This is a genomic window from Caballeronia catudaia, from assembly GCF_001544755.2.
GTDB classification, from domain to species: domain Bacteria; phylum Pseudomonadota; class Gammaproteobacteria; order Burkholderiales; family Burkholderiaceae; genus Caballeronia; species Caballeronia catudaia.
Genome location: NZ_FCOF02000009.1, coordinates 22,835 through 43,701 on the forward strand (window position 1 = coordinate 22,835; position 20,867 = coordinate 43,701).

17 protein-coding genes are annotated in these 20,867 nt (G+C 65.2%); 8 read left to right on the forward strand and 9 right to left on the reverse strand.

Translation table 11 applies throughout. The features are described from left to right. Positions 1-111: 111 nt before the first annotated feature. Genes AWB75_RS12100 through AWB75_RS12130 form a run of 7 tightly spaced genes read left to right on the forward strand, consistent with a single transcriptional unit; the run spans position 112 to position 7,368 of the window. The gene (locus AWB75_RS12100) at positions 112-810 is read left to right on the forward strand and encodes a CDP-alcohol phosphatidyltransferase family protein (RefSeq protein WP_061124331.1); all 699 of its coding nucleotides are present in this window, start codon (positions 112-114) and stop codon (positions 808-810) included. Further along, positions 807-1,619, forward strand: coding sequence for a HalD/BesD family halogenase (locus tag AWB75_RS12105; RefSeq protein ID WP_061124332.1), 813 nt, complete (start codon positions 807-809; stop codon positions 1,617-1,619). The genes AWB75_RS12100 and AWB75_RS12105 overlap by 4 nt, the downstream gene beginning before the upstream one ends. After that, positions 1,616-2,632 (forward strand): flippase-like domain-containing protein, encoded by a 1,017-nt coding sequence (locus tag AWB75_RS12110; RefSeq protein ID WP_061124333.1) that lies wholly within the window; start codon positions 1,616-1,618, stop codon positions 2,630-2,632. The genes AWB75_RS12105 and AWB75_RS12110 overlap by 4 nt, the downstream gene beginning before the upstream one ends. Before the next feature lie 24 nt (positions 2,633-2,656). Then, entirely contained in the window at positions 2,657-3,445 is a 789-nt protein-coding gene (locus tag AWB75_RS12115) for a phosphocholine cytidylyltransferase family protein (RefSeq protein WP_061124334.1), read from the forward strand. Continuing rightward, positions 3,442-5,142: a phosphoenolpyruvate mutase gene (aepX, locus tag AWB75_RS12120; RefSeq protein WP_061124335.1), complete on the forward strand. Its 1,701-nt coding sequence runs from the start codon at positions 3,442-3,444 to the stop codon at positions 5,140-5,142. The genes AWB75_RS12115 and aepX overlap by 4 nt, the downstream gene beginning before the upstream one ends. Continuing rightward, a complete protein-coding gene (gene aepY / locus AWB75_RS12125; RefSeq protein WP_061124336.1) occupies positions 5,135-6,304 on the forward strand; it encodes a phosphonopyruvate decarboxylase in 1,170 nt (389 codons plus the stop codon). Before aepX ends, aepY begins: the two co-directional genes overlap by 8 nt. After that, positions 6,304-7,368, forward strand: a complete 1,065-nt coding sequence (locus tag AWB75_RS12130; protein WP_061124337.1) for a 2-aminoethylphosphonate aminotransferase — start codon at positions 6,304-6,306, stop codon at positions 7,366-7,368. Before aepY ends, AWB75_RS12130 begins: the two co-directional genes overlap by 1 nt. Here AWB75_RS12130 and AWB75_RS12135 read toward each other — a convergent pair whose 3' ends face one another. Beyond that, the gene (locus AWB75_RS12135; protein ID WP_061124338.1) at positions 7,369-7,767 is read right to left on the reverse strand and encodes a hypothetical protein; all 399 of its coding nucleotides are present in this window, start codon (positions 7,765-7,767) and stop codon (positions 7,369-7,371) included. 378 nt (positions 7,768-8,145) lie between these two features. Between AWB75_RS12135 and AWB75_RS12140 the strand changes: the two genes are divergently transcribed. Beyond that, positions 8,146-9,747, forward strand: a complete 1,602-nt coding sequence (locus AWB75_RS12140) for a hypothetical protein (RefSeq protein WP_061124339.1) — start codon at positions 8,146-8,148, stop codon at positions 9,745-9,747. A gap of 21 nt (positions 9,748-9,768) precedes the next feature. On the opposite strand, the gene guaD is transcribed toward AWB75_RS12140, so the two are convergent. From guaD to AWB75_RS12180, 8 genes are all read right to left on the reverse strand, one after another. Next, positions 9,769-11,097 carry a guanine deaminase gene (guaD, locus tag AWB75_RS12145; protein WP_061124340.1) on the reverse strand — a complete coding sequence of 443 codons (1,329 nt, stop codon included), beginning with the start codon at positions 11,095-11,097 and terminating at the stop codon, positions 9,769-9,771. Positions 11,098-11,126: 29 nt separating this feature from the next. Then, positions 11,127-12,497 (reverse strand): NCS2 family permease, encoded by a 1,371-nt coding sequence (locus tag AWB75_RS12150; protein ID WP_061124341.1) that lies wholly within the window; start codon positions 12,495-12,497, stop codon positions 11,127-11,129. Positions 12,498-12,502: 5 nt separating this feature from the next. Further along, on the reverse strand, positions 12,503-13,525 hold the full coding sequence (locus AWB75_RS12155; protein ID WP_061124342.1) for an adenosine deaminase: 1,023 nt from the start codon (positions 13,523-13,525) through the stop codon (positions 12,503-12,505). A 44-nt stretch (positions 13,526-13,569) separates the two neighbouring features. Next, positions 13,570-14,580: a xanthine dehydrogenase accessory protein XdhC gene (xdhC, locus tag AWB75_RS12160; protein WP_061124343.1), complete on the reverse strand. Its 1,011-nt coding sequence runs from the start codon at positions 14,578-14,580 to the stop codon at positions 13,570-13,572. A 44-nt stretch (positions 14,581-14,624) separates the two neighbouring features. Continuing rightward, a complete protein-coding gene (gene xdhB, locus AWB75_RS12165) occupies positions 14,625-16,988 on the reverse strand; it encodes a xanthine dehydrogenase molybdopterin binding subunit (protein ID WP_061124344.1) in 2,364 nt (787 codons plus the stop codon). Next, complete coding sequence (xdhA, locus tag AWB75_RS12170; RefSeq protein WP_061124345.1) at positions 16,985-18,463, reverse strand: xanthine dehydrogenase small subunit; 1,479 nt, start codon at positions 18,461-18,463, stop codon at positions 16,985-16,987. The genes xdhB and xdhA overlap by 4 nt, the downstream gene beginning before the upstream one ends. 259 nt (positions 18,464-18,722) lie before the next feature. Then, complete coding sequence (locus AWB75_RS12175) at positions 18,723-19,241, reverse strand: disulfide bond formation protein B (RefSeq protein WP_061124346.1); 519 nt, start codon at positions 19,239-19,241, stop codon at positions 18,723-18,725. Positions 19,242-19,371: 130 nt separating this feature from the next. Then, the gene (locus AWB75_RS12180; protein ID WP_061124347.1) at positions 19,372-20,757 is read right to left on the reverse strand and encodes an amidase; all 1,386 of its coding nucleotides are present in this window, start codon (positions 20,755-20,757) and stop codon (positions 19,372-19,374) included. Positions 20,758-20,867: the final 110 nt, after the last annotated feature.

A 20,867-nucleotide genomic window follows, 5' to 3' on the forward strand; every position in this document is an offset into this window, starting at 1 on the left:
GTCGCGCGCCATTTAAAAAACGCCCGACGGCCTTGAGTAAACTCGGATTTATCGTTGTGACGCGGGGCCGCAAGATATGCAGCTTCGTGCAATTAGCGATATATTTCCGACATGACAAAACCGTGTCCGCCCAATCCTGAAGCCGTTCCCGAGCCTTCCACATGGGACGCGCGGCTCGCCCGCCGCCTCGTCACGCCCCTCGTGGGCACGCCCGTCACGCCCAACCATCTGACGACGCTGCGCCTCGCCATCGGTCTCGCCGGCGCATATTATCTGTCGCTCGGTCAGTTCTGGATGTGCACGCTCGGCGCGCTTCTCATCGCACTGTCGAATCTCGTCGATCACACCGACGGCGAGCTCGCGCGCATCAGCGGTCAGTCGAGCAAGATCGGCCACTTCTACGACCTCGCGGCCGATGCGCTCGTGACCGTGCTGCTGTTCCTCGGCATCGGGTTTTACGTGGCGGTGCATCATCCGTCCATGATCGTGCCCGCGCAATGGCTCGGCGCAATCGCGGGCGTGGCCGTTGCGCTGATCTTTTTCCTGCGCATGCGCGTCGAGTCGATGGTCGGCAAGTCGGGCACGAAGCAGGCGTCGATGGCCGGTTTCGAAACGGAGGACGTGCTGTATCTGCTGCCGGTCGTGACGATCCTGAACGGCATGACGCCGTTTCTGGTTGCCGCGTCGATCGGCGCGCCGCTCTTCGCGGTGTACGTGGCGATCGACTATCAGCGCGTCAACCGGCAGATGAAGCAGCGCGCGCAGGCGTCGCATGCGGACAAGAGCAACGATTTCCAGGCGGTGAGATGAGCGATACGGCAACTCCGGTCAACACACCGATGCAGGAAGCGCAAGCAGCGCCGGCAGCGCGCCTGTCGAAGCGCGACATCGAGTCGACCCTGAACGCGCGTCTTGCCGCGTTGCAAACATCGAAGTTGCGGGACGAGTACGGCCAGCAGGGTTCTTTTCTCTACATCGAAGACTTTCTGCCGCGCGACTACACCGAGCGCCTGATCGCCGCCGTACACGACGTGACGCCGGCCGTGAACCGCAACTATCTGCCGGGTCACAAGGCGGGCGGCAGCGTGAGCCGCCATACGCTCGACAAGCTCGCGCCGTTCATCGCGGATCTGTACCGGTCCGACGCGCTCATCAAGTGGCTGGAAGCGATCACCGGCGACAAGCTGCAACTCTCGCCGGATGACGATCCGCACGCCTACGCGCTCTATTTCTACACGCGCCCGGGCGACCATATCGGCTGGCATTACGACACCTCGTATTACGAAGGCCGCCGCTATACGCTGCTGCTCGGCGTGATCGACGATTCGTCGTGCGCGCTCAACTACGAGCTGCACACGAAGACACCGGGCAAGGCCGCGCAGCCGGGCGCCGTGCAATATCCGCCCGGCGCGTTCGTGTTCTTCGACGGCGACAAGCTGCGCCATCGGGTCACGCCGCTCGGCGAGAACGAAATGCGCGTGTCGCTCACATTCGAATACGTGACGAATCCCAACATGCGGCCGTTCCAGCGCTTCATTTCGAACATGAAGGACTCGATCGCGTATTTCGGATTCAGGCAGGTTTTTCGCCGCAAGGGCGGCAAGAACGGACAGGCATGAGCCGCGCGGGCACATTCCTGTTGTCGCTCGGCGTGGTGTTGTTCATCGCGCTGCTCGGCTGGCAAGGCTTCGGCTCGGTCGCCTCGACGCTGGCCGCCGCCGGATGGGGCCTCGTCGCGGTTGCAGCGTTTCACCTGGTGCCGCTCGTCGTCGATGCCGTCGCGATCAGCGTGCTCTTTTCCCACAACGAGCGCGACGTCTCCCTGCGCGACGCGTTGCTCGCGCGCTGGGCCGGCGAATCGGTGAACAGCCTGATGCCCGCCGGCCAGATTGGCGGTCCGATGCTGATGGTGCGCTATCTCGCCCAGCGCGGCATGCGCGCGCGCGACGCGGCCGCCGTCATCACCATCAGCACGACGATGCAGACCGTCGCGCAGCTGATCTTCGCGCTCGTCGGCGTCGTGCTGCTGACGAGCTTCGCCGCGGGCGGCTCATCGTCGACGGTGATGATCGCCGTGCTGGCGGTGATCGGCTTCATCGGTCTCATGATCTTCGGCTTCTATCTCGCACAGCGGCGCGGTCTCTTTGGCCGCGCGATGCGCTTCGCGTCCGGCATCGCCGCGAAATTCTCGGCGAAGCGCGACTGGTCGTCGCTCGTCACGCGCGCCGAAGCGGTCGATGCCGCCGTGCACGACTTGTATCGCGAACGCGGCAAGGTGGCGGCGAGCTTCGGCTTGAGCCTGATCGGCTGGATCGCCGGCACGGGCGAAGTGTGGCTCGCGCTGCATCTGCTCGGTCATCCGGTCGGCTGGACCGAGGCGCTCCTGCTCGAAAGTCTCGGCCAGGCGGTCCGCGGCGCGGCCTTCGCCATTCCCGGCTCGCTCGGCGTGCAGGAAGGCGGCTATCTGCTGCTCGCGCGTCTGATCGGCCTGCCGCCCGAGGCGGCGCTCGCGCTCTCGCTCGCCAAGCGCGCGCGCGAGCTGCTGCTCGGCGTGCCGGGCATCGTCTATCTGCATTTCGTTGAAAAAGGCTGGCAGCGCCGCCGTCTCGCGCGCGTGCCGGACATCGACTGATTACCCACGAAGGGAACTATAACCATGCGCGCAATTATTCTTGCGGCCGGGATGGGCTTGCGCCTCGTGCAGCCCGAAGGCCAGCAAAAACCGAAGTGTCTGCTGCGGTTTGGTGACAATTCGGGCGATGCATCGCTGCTGGAGCGTCATCTGCACTTTCTGAAGGCTGCGAATGTCGATGAGATCGTCTTCGTGACCGGCTTCAAGAGCGAGCAGATCGAGGCGGAGCTCGCGTCGATCGACTGGAAGCCGAAGACGGAAATCGTCGTCAACGACGAATTCACGCTCGGCAGCGTGCTGTCCGTGCACACCGCGCGCGACGCGATGACGCGCGGCGGCGATGTCCTCCTGATGGACGCCGACGTGCTCTACGACGAGCGCATCATCGAGCCGCTCGTCGCGGGCGGCAGCGTGAACCGCCTGTTGATCGACCGCGATTTCGAAGCGGGCGACGAGCCCGTGAAGCTGTGCGTCGAGAACGGCGTGCCGGTCGAGCTGCGCAAGCAGGTCGCGGCGGGCTTGAAGTACGACACCATCGGCGAATCGGTGGGCTTTTTCCGCTTCGACGCAAAGACCGCCACGCGCCTCGCCGAAATCTGCGCCGATTACGTCGCGACGGGCCGCGCGAAGATGCCGCACGAAGAAGCGGTGCGCGACCTGTTGCTCGAAAAGTCCCACGTATTCGATGTCGCCGATGTGACCGGCGCGCCGTGGATCGAAATCGATTTTCAGAACGACGTGAAGCGCGCGGCGGACGAAGTGTTGCCGCAACTGCATGCGCTGAGTCAGTTTGCAGGAGCCTCGCAACAATGAACGCACCCACACAGATTCCCGTCGGCTACTCGCGCACGTTGCGTTTGCGCGAGATGCTGCAAAGCAATCGCCTCGAATTCCTGATGGAAGCGCACAACGGCATTTCGGCGCGCATCGCGAAGGAAGCGGGCTTCAAGGCGATCTGGGGCTCGGGCCTCTCGATTTCCGCGCAGTTCGGCGTGCGCGACAACAACGAGGCGAGCTGGACGCAGGTCGTCGACAACCTCGAATTCATGGCCGACGCGAGCGATCTGCCGATCCTGCTCGACGGCGACACCGGCTACGGCAACTTCAACAACGTGCGCCGGCTCGTGAAGAAGCTGGAGCAGCGCGGCATCGCGGGCGTGTGCATCGAGGACAAGCAGTTTCCGAAGACCAACAGCTTCATCAATGGCGAAGCGCAGCCGCTCGCTGACATCGACGAATTCTGCGGCAAGATCAAGGCCGGCAAGGATTCGCAAAGCGATCCGAACTTTTCGATCGTCGCGCGCGTCGAGGCGCTGATTGCGGGCTGGGGCATGGAAGAAGCGCTGAAGCGCGCCGAGGCGTACCGCCAGGCGGGCGCGGACGCCATTCTCATTCACAGCAAGCTCTCGAAGCCCGACGAAATCCTCACGTTCGCGCGCGAATGGGCAGGGCGCGGCCCGCTCGTCATCGTGCCGACGAAGTACTACAGCACGCCGACCGACGCGTTCCGTCAGGCGGGCATCAGCTGCGTGATCTGGGCGAACCATCTGATTCGCGGCGCGGTATCGGCGATGCAGGCGATCGCGAAGGAAATCCACGACAGCGAGACGCTCGTCAACGTGGAAGACCGCATCGCGTCGGTGAACGAGATCTTCCGGCTGCAGGATGCCGACGAATACTCGGCCGCCGAAAACCTCTACCTCACGGCGGCGAACGAAAAGCGCAGCGCGATCGTGCTGGCCGCGAGCCGCGGCGCGGGCCTCGCGGCGCTGACCGAAGATCGTCCGAAGGTCATGTTGCCGGTCGCGGGCAAGCCGCTTCTGCGTCATCTCGTCGAGGCGTTCAAGAAGGAAAGCATCAACGACATCACGGTGGTAGGCGGTTATCGGGCCGATGCGATCGAGTCGGGCGGCATTCGTCTCGTCGTCAACGAGCAGCATGAAACGACCGGCGAACTCGCGTCACTCAGGTGCGCGGTGAAGCATTTGAACGGCGATACCGTGATTTCCTACGGCGACCTGCTGTTCCGCAGCTACATCCTGCGCGATCTGGCGGAATCGGACAGCGAGTTCACGGTGGTCGTCGATTCTTCGCAGACACCGAAGGCGGGTGAATCCGCGACGGATTTTGCGTACTGCTCGACCGGCGACGACCGCGCGCTCTTCGGCCAGAAAGTGTGGCTCGAAAGCGTGGTCGGCGCGGGACAAAGTCTGACCGATGGCCGCGCGCCGCAAGGCCGCTGGATCGGGCTATTCAGGACCCGTGCCGCGGGGAATCTGCGCCTGCTCTCGGCGCTTTCGGATCTGTCCGGCGAGCATCCGAACTTCCGGAAGCTCGACATGGCCGCGCTCCTGAACGCATTGATCGCCGCCGGCCACAAGATCGAAGTGCAATACGTGCACGGCCACTGGCGCGGCGTGAACGATCTCGACGATTTCCGCCGCGCGGGCGATTTCGCGCACGGCCAGACGCCGATCGGTTCGGAAGGCGCGGAGAACGCGCGTGATTGAGGCCGCCCAGTTCGTCGAGGCCGCGCGCGAGCGCGGTTTCGACTGGTACGCGGGCGTCCCTTGCTCGTATCTCACGCCTTTCATCAACTACGTGCTGCAGGACGACACGCTCAATTACGTGTCGGCGGCGAACGAAGGCGATGCCGTTGCGCTGATAGCGGGCGTTGAACTCGGCGCCGGGTTTGGCAAAAACGGTAAGCGCCGCGGCATCGCGATGATGCAGAACTCCGGTCTCGGCAACGCGGTGAGTCCGCTGACGTCGCTGACGTGGACGTTTCGTCTGCCGCAATTGCTGATCGTCACGTGGCGCGGGCAGCCGGGCGTCCACGACGAGCCGCAGCACGCGCTGATGGGCCCGGTCACGCCGCGGATGCTCGAAACGATGGACATCCCGTGGGAGCTGTTCCCGACCGAAGCCGATCAGATCGGCCCGGCGCTCGATCGCGCGACCGCGTACATGGACGGCACCGGCCGTCCCTACGCGCTCGTCATGCAAAAGGGCAGCGTCGCGCCTTATGAGCTGAAGAAGACGGGTCTGTCGGGCGTGCGTTCGCCTGCTCAACCGGCGATCGTGGAGCGCTTCGCAGGCGAGCGCGTTTCGCGCCATGACGCGCTTCAGAAGATCATCGCGAACACGCCGAAAGATTCGACGGTCGTGCTCGCGTCCACGGGCTTCTGCGGCCGCGAGCTCTACGCGATCGACGACCGCGAGAACCAGCTCTATCTCGTCGGCTCGATGGGCTGCGTCACGCCGATGGCGCTCGGCCTCGCGCTCTCGCGTCCCGATCTTCGCGTCGTCGCGCTCGACGGCGACGGCGCCGCGCTCATGCGCATGGGCGTCTTCGCGACGCTCGGCGCGTACGGCCCGTCGAACCTGATTCATGTGCTGCTCGACAACGGGGCGCACGAATCGACGGGCGGCCAGGCCACCGTTTCGCGCGGCGTGGATTTCGCGTCGATCGCGTCGGCGTGCGGTTACGCGCTCGCGCTCGATGGCGACGACATCGGCGTGATCGATCGTCTGTTCGAAGCGCAAAATGTCGATGGCGTCCGGTTCGCGCGTTTGTCCATCAAAACCGGCACGCCCGGCGATCTGCCGCGCCCGAAAATCACGCCGGAAGACGTGCGCGCGCGCTTGCAACAACACATAGGAGGCCGCTGATGCTGCTGCTCAATCCGGGTCCGGTCACGCTGAGCGAACGCGTGCGCGGGAGCCTGCTGCAAACCGACTTGTGTCATCGCGAGCCGGAATTCTTCGATCTCCAGGATGAGGCGCGGCAGCGTCTCGTCGCCGCATACGAGCTCGATCCGGCCAAATGGAGCGCCGTGCTGATGACGGGCTCGGGCACGGCGGCCGTCGAAAGCATGATCGCCGGGCTCGTGCCGGAAGGCGGGCGGCTGCTCGTCGTGGAGAACGGCGTGTACGGCGACCGCATCGCGCAGATCGCGAAACAATACGGCATCGACCACGAAGTCGTGAAATACGAGTGGATGCAGGCGCCGGACCTCGACGCGATCATCGCACTGCTCGACGGCGGCAAGTTCACGAACGTCGCGATCATCCATCATGAAACGACGACCGGCCGCCTGAACGCAGTCGACAAGCTCTCGCGCGCGTGCGCGGAGCGCGGCATTGGCCTGCTGCTGGACGCGGTGAGCAGCTTCGGCGCCGAAGCGATCGATTTCGACGGTGGCGGCATCGCCGCGATCGCTGCGACGGCGAACAAATGTCTGCACGGTGTACCGGGTGCGGCATTCGTCATCGCTTCGAGAGGCGCCTTGAAGCATGCGGCGAGCCGGACGTACTACCTCGGCATCGCGCGGCTCGCGACGTTGCAGGACCAGCGCAACACGCCGTTCACGCCATCGGTGCATGCGTATTACGCGCTCGTCGAGGCGCTGCGCGAGTTCGAGGAAGAAGGCGGCTGGCGCGCGCGTCACGCGCACTACGCGAAGCTCGCGGAGCAGGTGCGCTCGGGTCTGGCGTCGCTCGGTATCGAGAGCGCGTTGCCGCCGGAAGAGTCGTCGGTGGTGCTGCGGGCGTATCGGTTGCCTGCGGGCATGACCTACGAAACGCTGCACGATGCGCTCAAGGCCAAAGGCTTCGTGATCTACGCGGGGCAGGGCGGTTTGTCGAAGGAGCTGTTCCGCATCTCGACGATGGGCGCGCTCGATGCGAACGACATGGACCGGCTGATTTCGGCGTTCGTCGAGCTTCTGCGCTGATCACGGCTTGCAGAAAATCGCCGTGATGAAGGGCGCGACGTGGTGCACGACCGCGTCGCTGCCCGCGGCCTTCACCTTCTCCGCGACTTCGATGTCGCCGCCCCAGACCACGGCGCCATACGCCGCATCCCCGATCGGCTCGCCCTTGCCCTGCCTGAACAGCGGGTCGTCCTTCTGATACGCCACCAGCGCGTACACCTTGAAGCCGTACGCGGTCAGCGCCGCGCCTTTTACCGGCCTGAACGCGTTGACCGAATTCGGCTCGACGCGCATCGGCTTCTTTTCCAGCAGATTGTTCGCCTGCAGCGGCGCGATGAAATCATGTGGCGTCGATCTGCAATCGAGCTGCGCGTCGAGCGCCTCGGCGCGGGCGACGGCGCTTACGGCTGCGAGCGCCATCCATACGGCGATTCGGGAAAACGGCGCCGCGTGTCTTGCGGCGAAACTGATGTGGCGGCTCACAGTGGTCATATCAGTTGGACTCCGGCGGAGATACGAAATCCTACTCGATTGGCGGCATTATTGAGCGTTGCGTCGTTCTATCAACCGGATTGGCTTGATATCACTCGTTTTGGCGATTTTGTTCGAAAATATTGTTTCGGTATACGAAGTTAATCGATTCGCCGTTGTCTCGTTGTTCGTCAATACCAACATCCGATGGCATTGCCACGGCCCTTGCCTATACTGAGTGGAACGTCCGTCCGGACGTGTTCAATCAATCCTCCCTCGTCGTTTCCTGGCTGTTCCTGCGCGCTCAATCTCAACTGGGAGTGAATCATGAGGAGTCGATTTGCGATTAACAGGATGCTCGCGAAAGTGCTCGGCGTGTTGGCCATCTCGACGGCAGCGCATGCGTCCGGTCCCGTCCCGAATCCTTATCTGGCTGCACAGACTTACGCGATTACGCATTTCGATTCCGCTCAGTCCAACGCGTTTCCCTATGCTGTGCCCAGCGGAACGCAGTCGACGCCGACCCTCGCGTTTCCGCAGGCGCCCGCCGGCCCCATCAATCTAATGACACTCGCAACGACTTCGAGTGACTACATGTGGGGCGTATCGGCGACGAGCGTCGGATATATCGACGTGAGGAACAACGGGTTCAGGCGCGTCGCGACGCTGCTGCTTCCCGGCGTGCAGTCGGCGCTGGTGACGTTGCTCAGCGGCCTCGTCTACAACCCGCTGCTGCCGCTCGTCAATCCGATTGCCACGGTCGCGCTGGCGCAGACTTTCCTCGCGCAGTTGCCGCTGGGCGCGGGCGGAGGATTTCCCTCGGCCTATAGCGTGGTGGACAACAGCAACGTGCTTTACATCAACGCGGGCGCGCAAATACTGGCGCTGGGATACTCGCCCGGCGGCCTGCTGGGACCGAGCATCCAGATCCTGCGTTCGCTCGACATGAGCACGATCCTGCAGAGCGGCGAGTCCATCACGGGAGTCGTCATGACTTACGACGGCAATCTCGCCATCGTCGGCAGCCGGTCGCTGACGATCGTGGGCCGCAACTTCGGCACACCAAAGGGAAGGGTGACGTTCGGTAGCGACGAGACCATCAGCAATTCCGCCGCGGTAGATGAAAACAATGCCGTCTACGTCGTATCGGACAAGCTGATGCGCAAGGTCGTCTGGACGGGCAGCACGCTGTCGCAGAGCGCTGCGGACGGAGCATGGAGCGCGGCGTATCCGACCGGCGACACGTTCTACACGCTGTTCGGCTCCGGGTCTGGAAGCACGCCAGCGCTGATGGGCTTCGGCAGCGATCCGGACAAGCTCGTCGTCATCACCGACGGCAAGAAGCAGATGGACCTCGTCGCCTTCTGGCGAGACGCGATTCCCTCTGGTTTCACGAACCGCATCGCGGGGCAGATACCCGTGACCTGCGGCTTGCCGCCTACCTATACCGGCGCAATCCAGTCCGATCAGTCGGTGGCCACCAACGGATACGGCGCGTTCGTCGTCAACAATGTGTCCACGTCGAACACGGGCACGAGCCCGCTCGTCGACAATCTCCTGCGCGGCGCACCGGGTGCGCCGCCAGCGCCGCTCGGCGTGCAGCGTTTCGCGTGGGATACGCAGACGCACACGTGGTCATCGGTCTGGGCGCGCGCGGACGTCTCCTCGGACAACATGATCCCGTCCGTCAGCGCGGCGTCGAACCTGGTGTTCGTCAACGGCTTCTATCCAGCGAACAATCAGGGATGGACGCTCGACGGTCTGGACTGGAATACGGGCGCGACCGTGCACCAGACCATTCTGGGCCCCGGGCCGGTCGGCAACGGCTTCTATGCTGAAATTCAGTACCTGCCTGACGGCGACCTGTTGTTCAACAGCTTGCTCGGACCGATGCGCGTCCAGGAGCCGGGCGGCGCCGTCCTGCCTTGAACGGCGTGCCACGCCGCCCGCTCAGGCCGCCAGTTCCAGCTTCGCCGTCTTGCGCGCATCGCGTGCATGCACGCGCTTGCCGGCCGCGTAGGTTTCGAAGACCGCACGGTCGTCGCCGAGCAGCGCGAACGCGAACAGAAGCTCTTCCAGCGATTCCGTGCGCGACGTCCGGCGCGCGAGCAGCGGCGTCGCGTTCGGGTCCAGCACGACGAAATCCGCATCGCTGCCCGCCGCCAGCGTGCCGATCCTGTCGTCGAGTTCGAGTACTTGCGCCGCGCCCGTCGTCGCGAGCCAGAACATGCGCGTCGCGGTCAGATGATGGCCCGTCAGACGCGCGATCTTGTGCGCCGCGCCCATCGTTTGCAGCATCGAAAACGACGTGCCGCCGCCGACGTCCGTCGCGAGCGCCACCGGCATGTTGGACGCGCCAGCTTTCTCGAAATCGAACAGGCCGCTGCCGAGGAACAGGTTCGACGTCGGGCAGTGCGACGCCACCGCGCCCGTTTCCGCCATGCGCTCGCGGTCGCGGTCATCGAGATGGATGCAGTGGCCGTACACCGCGCGGCGGCGCAGCAAGCCGTAGTGATCGTAAATGTCGAGATAGCTGCGATGCCCCGGAAACAGGCTCTCGACCCATTTGATTTCGTCGGTGTTCTCCGCGACGTGAGTCTGGATGAACACGTCCTGATGCTTCTGTGCGAGCGCGCCGCACGCTTCAAGCTGCGCTTCCGTCGAAGTCGGCGCGAAACGCGGCGTCAGTGCGTAATGCTGACGTCCGCGCCCGTGCCAGCGCGCGATCAGCTCGGCGCTATCGTCATGGCCGGATTGCGCCGTGTCGCGCAGGAACTCGGGGCAGTTGCGGTCCATCAGCACCTTGCCCGCGACCATGCGCAGATTGCGTGATTCGCTTTCGGTGAAAAACGCGTCCGCCGACTGCTTGTGAACCGTGCAGTAGACGAGCGCGGTCGTGGTGCCGCACGCGAGCAGTTCGTCGATGAAAAAGCTCGCCGTCTCGCGCGCGATCTGCGGATTCTCGAAGCCGCGCTCGGTCGGGAACGTGTACGTGTTGAGCCACGGCAGCAGACCCGGCGCCGGCGACGCGATCATGTCCGTCTGCGGATAGTGAATGTGCGAGTCGATGAAACCCGGCACGATCAGCTTGTCGCGCATCGTGTGGACGGTCGCGTCGGGCGCGAGCCGGTCGCGGACCGACGCATACGCGCCCGCCGCGACCACTTTGCCGTCCTCGGCGATCAGCAGGCCATCGGCCTCGTAGACCGCGCCATCGGCGGCATGCGCGGGGTCTTCGCGAAAGGTCAGCAATTGGGCGCGGTAGGCGGTCTGAGTCATGGTGCAACGTCTCCGTATCTAATAAACTTTCAAAGCTGCGAAAGCAGTACCAACGAGAAAGCCGCGATGATCCACATCGCCGGCTTGATTTCCTTCGCGCGCCCCGTCGCCGACTTGAGCACGACGAACGCGAGAAAGCCATACGCGACGCCATCGGTGATCGAGTAGGTCAGCGGGATCAGGATCATCGCGAGGAACGCGGGAATGGCTTCATCGAAGCGATGCCATTCGATCTTCGTGATCGCTTCCATCATGAACACGCCGACGAGCACGAGCGCGGGCGCGGTCGCGATCGCCGGAACGAGCGACAGCAGCGGCGACAGAAACAGGAACGGCAGGAAGCACAAGCCGGCGACGACCGCGACGAGCCCCGTGCGCCCGCCCGCCGAAATGCCCGCCGCCGATTCGATATACGCGTTCGCGGGACTCGTGCCGAGCGGCGCGGAAATGAGCGCGGAGAACGAATCGACCATCATCGACTGGCGGATGTTGCGCGGATTGCCGTCGCGGTCGTAGAGCTTGCCGGCTTCGGAAATCGCCATGAAGGTGGAGAGCGCGTCGAAGAACGACGTGAACAGCATCACGAAAATGAACGGCCAGTAGATGACCTTCAGCGCGCCCATGAAGTCGAGCTGCATGACCGCCGAGAAGTCCGGTGCGGCGAAGAGACCGTTCCAGTTGACGAGCGTTTTCGTGGCGATGGCGGCGGGCCAGTACGCGGTGCCGTCGCCATAGAAGCGGCCGATCGGAATCGCGATGATCGTCGTGAACACGATGCCGAGCATCAGCGCGCCCGTCACCTTGCGCGCGACGAGAATCGTCGTGACGGCGAGCCCGATCAGGAACGTGACGACGACCGGATTCAGCGATGCCGAATGCACGATCGTGACCGGATCGCCGACGACGAACTTCGCGTTCACCAGACCGATCAGGCTGATGAAGAGGCCGATGCCGCACGACACCGCATGGCGCAGATTCGCGGGAATCGCATCGACGACGAGCTTGCGCGCATTGAACGCCGCGAGGATCGCGAAGATCACGCCGGACCAGAACACGCAGCCGAGCGCGGTCTGCCACGGCATCTTGCCGCCGTGCACCATGACGAACGCGAACAGCGCGTTCATGCCCATGCCGGGCGCGACGAGCACGGGATTGCGCGCGTAGAGGCCCATCGCGCAACTGCCGAGAAAACTGACGATGACGGTCGCCGTCAACGCCGCCGGAAACGGCACGCCCGCCGCCGACAAAATGCCCGGATTGACGACGATGATGTACATCGCCGTGAGAAAGGTCGTGATGCCCGCGACGATCTCGGTCTTCGTGCGCGAGCCCGCCGCGCGAATGCCGAAAAAGCGTTCGAGCGCGGTGTTGTCGCGTTGAGTGCTTGCTGTGGTGTCCATCTTCTTTACTGCTTCCAGTGCTGATCCAGGCGCGCGATCATGGCGTCGCGTTCTTCTTCGGAGACGAACGAGGCTTCGAGGCTGTTTTTGAGCAGCGTGTAGACCTCGTGATCCGTGAGCTTCAGCGCATCGACGATGGCGAAGTAGTTCGCGTTGACGTAGCCGCCGAAATACGCGGGATCGTCGGAGTTGATCATCACCGCGACGCCCTGATCGAGCAGGTCCTTGAGCGTGTGCCTGGTCATGTCGTCGAACACGCGGAGCTTGAGATTCGACAGCGGGCAGACGGTCAGCGCGATGCGCGCATCCGCGAGACGCGCGACGAGCGCCGCGTCCTCGATGCTGCGCACGCCATGATCGACGCGATCCACCTTGAGCAGATCGAGCGCTTCATAGACATACGACGGCGGGCCTTCCTCGCCCGCATGCGCGACGAGCTTGAGGCCGCGCTCGCGCGCCTTTGCGAACACGCGCTCGAACTTCGACGGCGGATGGCCGCGCTCCGACGAATCGAGGCCGACGCCGATCAGCCGATGCGCGTACTTGTCGAACAGCGGCAAGGCGGCATCGAACGTGGCGAGCGCGTCTTCTTCGGACAGATGGCGCAGGAAACAGAGGATCAGCTTGCTCGACAGACCGCGCTTTTCGCCTTCGGCCAGCGCGGCGTCGATGCCCGCGACGACCGTTTCGATCGGCACGCCGCGTTCCGTGTGCGTCTGTGGATCGAAGAAGATTTCCGTATGCGCGACGTGATCCGCGAGCGCACGCTCGACGTAGGCCATCGTCATGTCGTAGAAGTCCTGCTCGGTGAGCAGCACGCTCGCGCCCGCGTAGTAGATGTCGAGGAACGATTGCAGGTCGGTGAACGCGTACGCGGCGCGCAGCGCTTCGATGGAGTCGTACGCGAGCTTCACGTCATTGCGCTTCGCGAGCTCGAAGATCAGTTCCGGTTCGAGCGACCCTTCGATATGGATATGCAGCTCCGCTTTGGGCGCGTGCGCAATCTTGTCGGCGAGTGTGGGGTTCATGGCTGTAGTTCTGTTGGGGCGATTGCAGAGGAGATACAAACGGGTTAAGCGGTCTGCGACGACCTTGCAAGCGTGTTGGCTTCGACCGCCTGCAGCAGTTGGGCTGCCGCTGCAACGGCGATCACTTCGGGTGCCTTGTCGACGATGCCGTCGATGCCGATCGGACACACCATGCGCGCGATACGCGCCGGGTCGATGCCGGGCGCCGCGAGCCGGTGCTCGAACTGCTTCTTCTTCGTGAACGAGCCGATCATCCCGAAGAACGCGAAGTCGCCGCGTCGCAGGATGCGTTCGGCCAGCGCGAGATCCACCGTGTGGTTGTGCGTCATCACGATGAAGTACGCACCGGGCAGCGCGTTGTCGACGGCTTCGTCGGGCGCGTCGTTCGGCTCGATCGTCACGTTGTCCGGCACGAGCTGCGGCGCCGGGAAAGCGGCGTCGCGCTCGTCGACCCAGGTGACGTGACAGGGCAGCGTCGCCAATACGCGCACCAGCGCCGCGCCCACATGACCCGCGCCGAACAGCACGACCTGGAAGTCGCGCGGCGCGATGGTTTCGGTGAGCAGCGCGCCGCTTTCGTCGAAACCGGCGCCGTCCCACAACAGGCAGTCGGCGTCGGTCGCGCCCGGCTCGGGATCGGAGAGCATGACGGCATCGGGCATCGGCGCAAAGGAAACGCTGCGCACGGTCGACAACCCCTGCGCGGTGCGTTTCGCAAGCGACGTCACCCAGTTCAGATCGCCGACATCGAGCCGCTCGAACGCCAGCACGACCGCGCCGCCGCAGCACTGGCCGAGGCTCGGCCCGAGCGCGAAACGCTCGAGCCTGCGCATGCGTGGTGCGCGCATGCCGTCCTTCAGCACTTGCCGCGCGGTTTCGATGGCCTTCCATTCCAGATGGCCGCCGCCGATCGTGTAGCGCGCGTCCTCGCGCGTGACGATCATCTTCGTGCCCGGCTCGCGCGGCGCGGAGCCTTCGACACGCGCGACCGTCACGAGCACGACGGCGTCGCCGTGCGCGAGCAGGTGTTGCAGGTCGTTCAGCCAAACTTGCATCGAGTGAGCTCCAGAGAAAAATCGTCGAAAGGTCGTCGCGGGCGCTAGTTTACCGGGGCGGCTTCCTTCACTTCGACGGCGAGCGCGTCGAGCGCATCGAGAATCGCTTCGGGCGTCGCGGGCGCGCGCAGTTTGGGCGCATCGGCGGCATCCGGCGCAACCGATGCGATCGCCGCGCGGATCGCCAGCAGCACCGAAAACGACAGCAACAGCGGCGGCTCGCCGACCGCCTTCGAGCGGAAGATCGTCGGCTCGGCGTTGTCGTTGCCTGCGTTACGAAAGAGCGCGACGTTGAAGATCGCGGGCGCGTCGTTGACGGCGGGAATCTTGTAGGTCGACGGCGCGTGCGTCATCAGGCGCCCGTCGCGGTTCCACCAGAGTTCCTCGGTCGTGAGCCAGCCCATGCCCTGAATGTAGCCGCCTTCCACCTGTCCTATATCGATGGCCGGATTGATCGAGCGGCCCGCGTCGTGCAGCAGATCGGCGCGCAGAAGCTTCCATTCGCCGGTGAGCGTATCGATCACGACTTCCGATACCGCCGCGCCATACGCGAAGTAATAGAACGGATGGCCCTGCAGCGTCTTTGCGTCCCAATGGACCTTGGGCGTCGAATAGAAGCCGTCGGACCACAACTGCACGCGTGCAAGGTACGCGGCGGCGACGAGCTGATCGAAGGGAATGCGCGCGCCATTCGCTTCGACGGCGCCGCCATGAAATTTCACATCGGCCGCGTTGCCGCCGAGCTGCTTCGCGGCGAGTTCGGCGAGACGCTTGCGGATCGTGAGCGCCGCGGCTTCGGCGGCCTTGCCGTTGAGATCGCTTCCGGTCGATGCCGCCGTCGCCGACGTATTCGCGACCTTCGATGTATCCGTCGCCGTCACGCGCACGCGCTGCAAGCCGATGCCGAGCACGCTCGCGACGACCTGCGCGACCTTCGTGTTGAGGCCCTGGCCCATCTCGGTGCCGCCGTGATTCACGAGCACCGAGCCGTCCTTGTAGACATGCACGAGCGCGCCCGCCTGATTCAGAAACGGCACGTTGAACGAGATGCCGAACTTGACCGGCGTGAACGCGATGCCGCGTTTCAAGACGCGGCTTCCCGCGTTGAACGCGGCGATATCGGCGCGGCGCGCTGCGTAATCGCTCGATGCGGTCAGCTCATCGGTCAACGGCGCGATGACATTGTCCGCTACCGGCTGGCCATAAGGCGTGACGTTGCGCTCGTCGATGCCGTAGTAATTCGCGCGCCGCACGTCGAGCGGATCGCGCTTCAGGCGATGCGCGATGTCATCGAGCATCACTTCCATGACGAGCGCGCCTTGCGGGCCGCCGAAGCCGCGAAACGCGGTGTTCGACTGCGTGTTGGTCTTGCAGCACAGCGCGCGGATATCGACATCGCTCAGGTAGTAGGCGTTGTCGAAGTGGCATACGGCGCGCGTCGCGACGGCGCCCGACAGATCCGCCGAATAGCCCGCCCGCAACGCGATGTCGACGCGCGCGCCCGCGATGCGCCCGTCGTCGTCGAAGCCGCATTCGTATTCGTAGACGGCGTCGTGGCGCTTGCCGGTAATCATGAAGTCGTCGTCGCGATCGGCGCGCAGCTTCACCGGGCGCTTGAGCCGATGCGCCGCGAGCGCCGCGACGCAGGCGAACACCGCCGATTGCGATTCCTTGCCGCCGAAGCCGCCGCCCATGCGCCGGCATTCGCACAGCACGGCGTGCGTCGGCCAGCCGAGCATATGCGCGACGACCTGCTGCATTTCGCTCGGATGCTGCGTCGAGCTATGGACGAGCATCCCGTCCTGCTCCAACGGCCGCGCGTACGCGACTTGTCCTTCGAGATAGAACTGTTCCTGCCCGCCGACTTCGAACTCGCCTTTCAGACGATGCGCAGCAGCAGCGATGCGCCCGGCAGGATCGCCGCGACGCAGATGCAGCGGCGGCAGCACGAACTGATTGCGCGCCTTGGCTTCGCGCGGCGTGAGGACGGCTTCGAGCGGCTCATAGCGCACGACGTCCTCGCTCTTCGCGAGCGCGGCGGCGCGGCGGGCCAGATCGTGTGTCTCGGCGATCACGGCGAACACCGGCTGGCCGAGGTATTGCACGAGGCCGTCGGCGAGAATCGGATCGTCGTGCAGCACCGGGCCGCAATTGTTCTCGCCGGGAATGTCTTCGGCGGTAAGCACCGCGACGACCCCCGGAGCCGCGCGCACCGCATCCAGATCGAGCGACACGATGCGCGCGTGCGCATGCCGCGACAGGCCGAGCGCCGCGTGCAGCGTGCCGCGCGCTTCGGGAATGTCGTCCGTGTAGACCGCTTCGCCGCTCACGTGCAGCGCCGCAGATTCGTGCGGCAGCGCGGCGCCGGCGGCGTCTTCGAGCTGGATCGGAACGCTAGCCTTGTTCATGGCGACTCCTTCGCGTCGAATGCGAACGCGTTGACTTCGGCGAGCGCGAGCGGGGCATCCCGGCGCGTTTCCAGATAGAAGCGCCGCAGCACGTTGCGCGCCACCTTCGTGCGATACGCGCTCGATGCGCGCATGTCCGTGAGCGGCTGGAAATCGGCATCGAGCGCGGCCATCGCGGCGTGAGCGGCGGCTTCGTCCCACGAGCGGCCGACGAGCGCGGCTTCAGCACGTGTCGCGCGTTTGGGCGTCGCCGCCATGCCGCCGAACGCGATGCGCGCATCGGTGACACGGTTATCGTCGTCGAGCCGGATCGCGAACGCCGCGCATACCGCCGAAATGTCCTGGTCGTAGCGCTTCGACACTTTGTAGGTGCGAAAGCGCAGCGCCGCGACCGGGCGCGGCACGCGAATCGCCGCGACGAATTCGCCCGCATCGAGCGCGGTTTTCTGATAGCCGAGATAGAACGCATCGAGCGGCATCACGCGGGTGTTCTCGGCCTTTTGCAGCACGAGCGAGGCATTCAGCGCGATGAGCGCGGGCATCGAATCGCCGATCGGCGAGCCGTTCGCGACGTTGCCGCCGAGCGTGCCCGCATTGCGGATCGGCCGGGAGGCGAAGCGCGTCCACAGTTCGGTGAGCTCGGGATAATCGACGGCGAGCGCCGCATACGCATCTTCGAGCGATGCCGCCGCGCCGATCGTCAGCGTGTTCGCATCGCGCTCGATCGTCTTCAGCTCATCGACGTTGCCGATGAAGAGCATGTCGCCGAGATCGCGGAATTGCTTGGTCACCCACAGGCCGACGTCGGTGCTGCCCGCGAGCAGGCGCGCGTTCGGATGCGCGGCGCGCAGCCGGGCGAATTCGGCGCGCGTGACGGGCGCGTGGAAGCTCTGGTATTCGAACGTCCGCGTGCGCTTCAGCGCGGCGAGTTGTCGTGTGATGGCGTCGGCATCGAAAGGCGGGCGCGGGTAGTCGAACATGCGCTGCGCCGCATCGACGATCGGCCGGTAACCCGTGCATCGGCACAGATTTCCCGAAAGCGCGGTGGCGATTTCGTCACGAGAAGGCGGCGCCGCATCGCGCGGATGGTTGTGATAGAGCGCCCACAGCGACATCACGAAGCCAGGCGTACAGAAACCGCATTGGGAACCGTGACAATCGACCAGCGCCTGCTGCACCGGATGCAGCGCGCCATCGTCGCCGCGCAAGTCTTCGACGGTGAAGAGCGCGCGCGAATCGAGCGTCGGCAGGAACTGGATGCACGCGTTGACGGCTTTGAGCGCGAGCCGGCCGCGCGTATCGAGTTCGCCGATCACGACGGTGCATGCGCCGCAATCGCCTTCCGCGCAGCCTTCCTTGGTGCCGGTGCAAAGCGCGGTCTCGCGCAGATGCTGAAGCACCGTGCGCGCAGGAGGCGCGTCGCCGATTTCGCGCACGGCGCCGCGCTGAAGGAAGCGGATGGTTTGCTTTGTCATTGTGAGGGTCGACATTGCGGACCGGGCGCGCGTTACGCGGTTTCCGTTCGTCGCCAGCGGGCGAAGCGAATCGGACTGCGCGCACGTAGATCGCCATCCAGACACGACCTTAACACCGCAATATCTCAAAAAGATTGGCGGTCCCGTATCAAGATTATGCGGATGCGCTGATGCGCGAAAGGGAAAGCGCGCGGAAGCGGATGAAGCGGTGATAAAGCGGGGAAGAACGGGCGGCGCGGGAACGGCCGCCCGGAACAAATTACCGAGTCGTCGAGCGCAGCTTGCGCTTGAACCGCAGGCTGGCTGCGACGAGCACGAAGATCAGCGCGAACGCGATCAACGACCATTGCGGCAGCGACAGTCCGAGGATGGGCGGATACGGCGTCTCGCATAGGCCCGCGACCTTGAACACCTGTGGCAGCCAGCTTGCGGGCGGCAGACTGTCGACGATGGGCTGAAGCGCGTCGAAACCGCAACTGAAGCCGGGATGCGATTGCACGTACACATGGCGCACCGCGGTGACCAGCCCGCCGAGCGCCGCGATCGCGACGAGCGTTTCCAGGAGCGCGATGCCGCGCCAGCTGCGCAACGCCGCGCCGAGGAACGCGAAAACCGCGACCAGCACGAAGAAATAGCGCTGGATGATGCAAAGCGGGCAGGGATCTTCGTTATGGACGAACTGGAGATACAGCGCGCCGCCGACGAGACCGAGACTGACGAAACCGAGCAGCACGAGCAGGCGTCGCTCGCGGCGCATCACCCGGTCGTCCTGATGCATGGTGAAGTGATGTAAAGAGTTGTTCATTATTTCGCAACGATTCGAGAAGGAAGTACCTGAGTTGCGTGAGTATCGCGGGGAATTCTAGCGCGAACGCCGGATGCGCAAAATCAGCCGCATCGTCGGGCGTTCAGCGCGTGGTCGCCAGCACGGCTTCGACGGCGCGGCCGATCGAGAGCAGCACGTCGTCCGAGTGCGGCGCGCCCGCGAGCATCAGGCCGACGGGCGCCGCGCCGCGCGGATGGCACGGCAGCGACAGCGCGCACGCATCGAGGAAATTGAAGGCGGTCGGATTGCGCAGGATCAGCGCGTTGGCGCGCGTGAAGGAGTCGTCGTCGGTTTCCAGATCGGCGATGCGCGGCGGCAGCACCGGCACCGTCGGGCAGACGATCGCGTCGAAACGTTGCCAGAGCGTCGTGCGGGCTTCCTCGATCATCGCGGCGCGCGCTTCGCACAGGTCGATGTAGTCCGCCGCGCTCGCCGCTTCGGCGCGCTTCAGGCGCGCGAGCACGCGCGGATCGTAGTCGCCGCCGCGTTCGGCCATCAGTTTGCGATGCCACGCATGCGCTTCGATCGCGACGAGCGGATAGCGATTGATCTCCGGCAGCCGGTCGAGCGGCGCGAAACGCACGTCGTCCACCAGCGCCCCCGCCGCGGCGAGATGATTGATCGCGGCCGACACCGCGGTGGCGACGGGCGGTTCGACGCTGTCGGTCACGTAGTTCGTCAGCACGCCGAGGCGCACGCCGTCGAGCGGGCGCGTTGCGGGCACACCGGGATCGCGTCCCGCGAGAATGCGGTCGACGAGCGCGCAGCACGCGACCGATACGCCGATCGGCCCGAACGAATCGAGCGTCTTCGACAGCGGTACGCCGCCTTGCTTCGGAATGCGGCTCGCGGTCGGCTTGAAGCCGGTGAGGCCGCACAGCGCGGCGGGAATGCGGATGGAGCCGCCGGTGTCGGTGCCGAGCGCAACGGCCGCCATGCCGTCCGCGACCGACGCCGCCGCGCCCGACGACGAGCCGCCCGCGATGCGCGCGTCGCCCGCGTCCGACGGGTCCGCGCGCCACGGCGAGCGCGGCGTGCCGTAATGCGGATTGAGACCGAGGCCCGAGAACGCGAACTCGCTCATGTTGGTGCGCCCGACGAACACCGCGCCAGCGCGGCGCAGGCGCGCGACCGCCACGGCGTCGGCTTTCGCGGGCGCGGCATCGGCGAGCGCTCTGGAGCCGGCGCGCGTCACCTGGCCTTCGATATCGAAGAGATCCTTGATCGACACAGGAATGCCCGCGAGCGGCGAGAGCACGGTGCCGGCGCGAAAGAGCGCGTCGTGGGCGTCGGCGGCGGCGCGGGCATGGTCGGCGTCGACCTGAAGGAAGACGGTCGAGCCCTGGCCCGCCGGATCGGCGATGCGCTCGAGCGCGGCCTCGACGAGCGCGCGGCTCGTCGTGCGGCCGGCGCGGAGATCGGCGGCGAGTTGGGCGAGAGGGGCGAACTGCGGCGAAGTGGTCGGCATGGCGTCGGGCAGTGGCGTTGCCGTATGCGAGAAGTCCGGGCACGCCCGGCGCTTCGCATCGGCAGTGAAGGGATGGGCGCGCCGTGACTCGAAGCGGGCTCGCCCAAGGT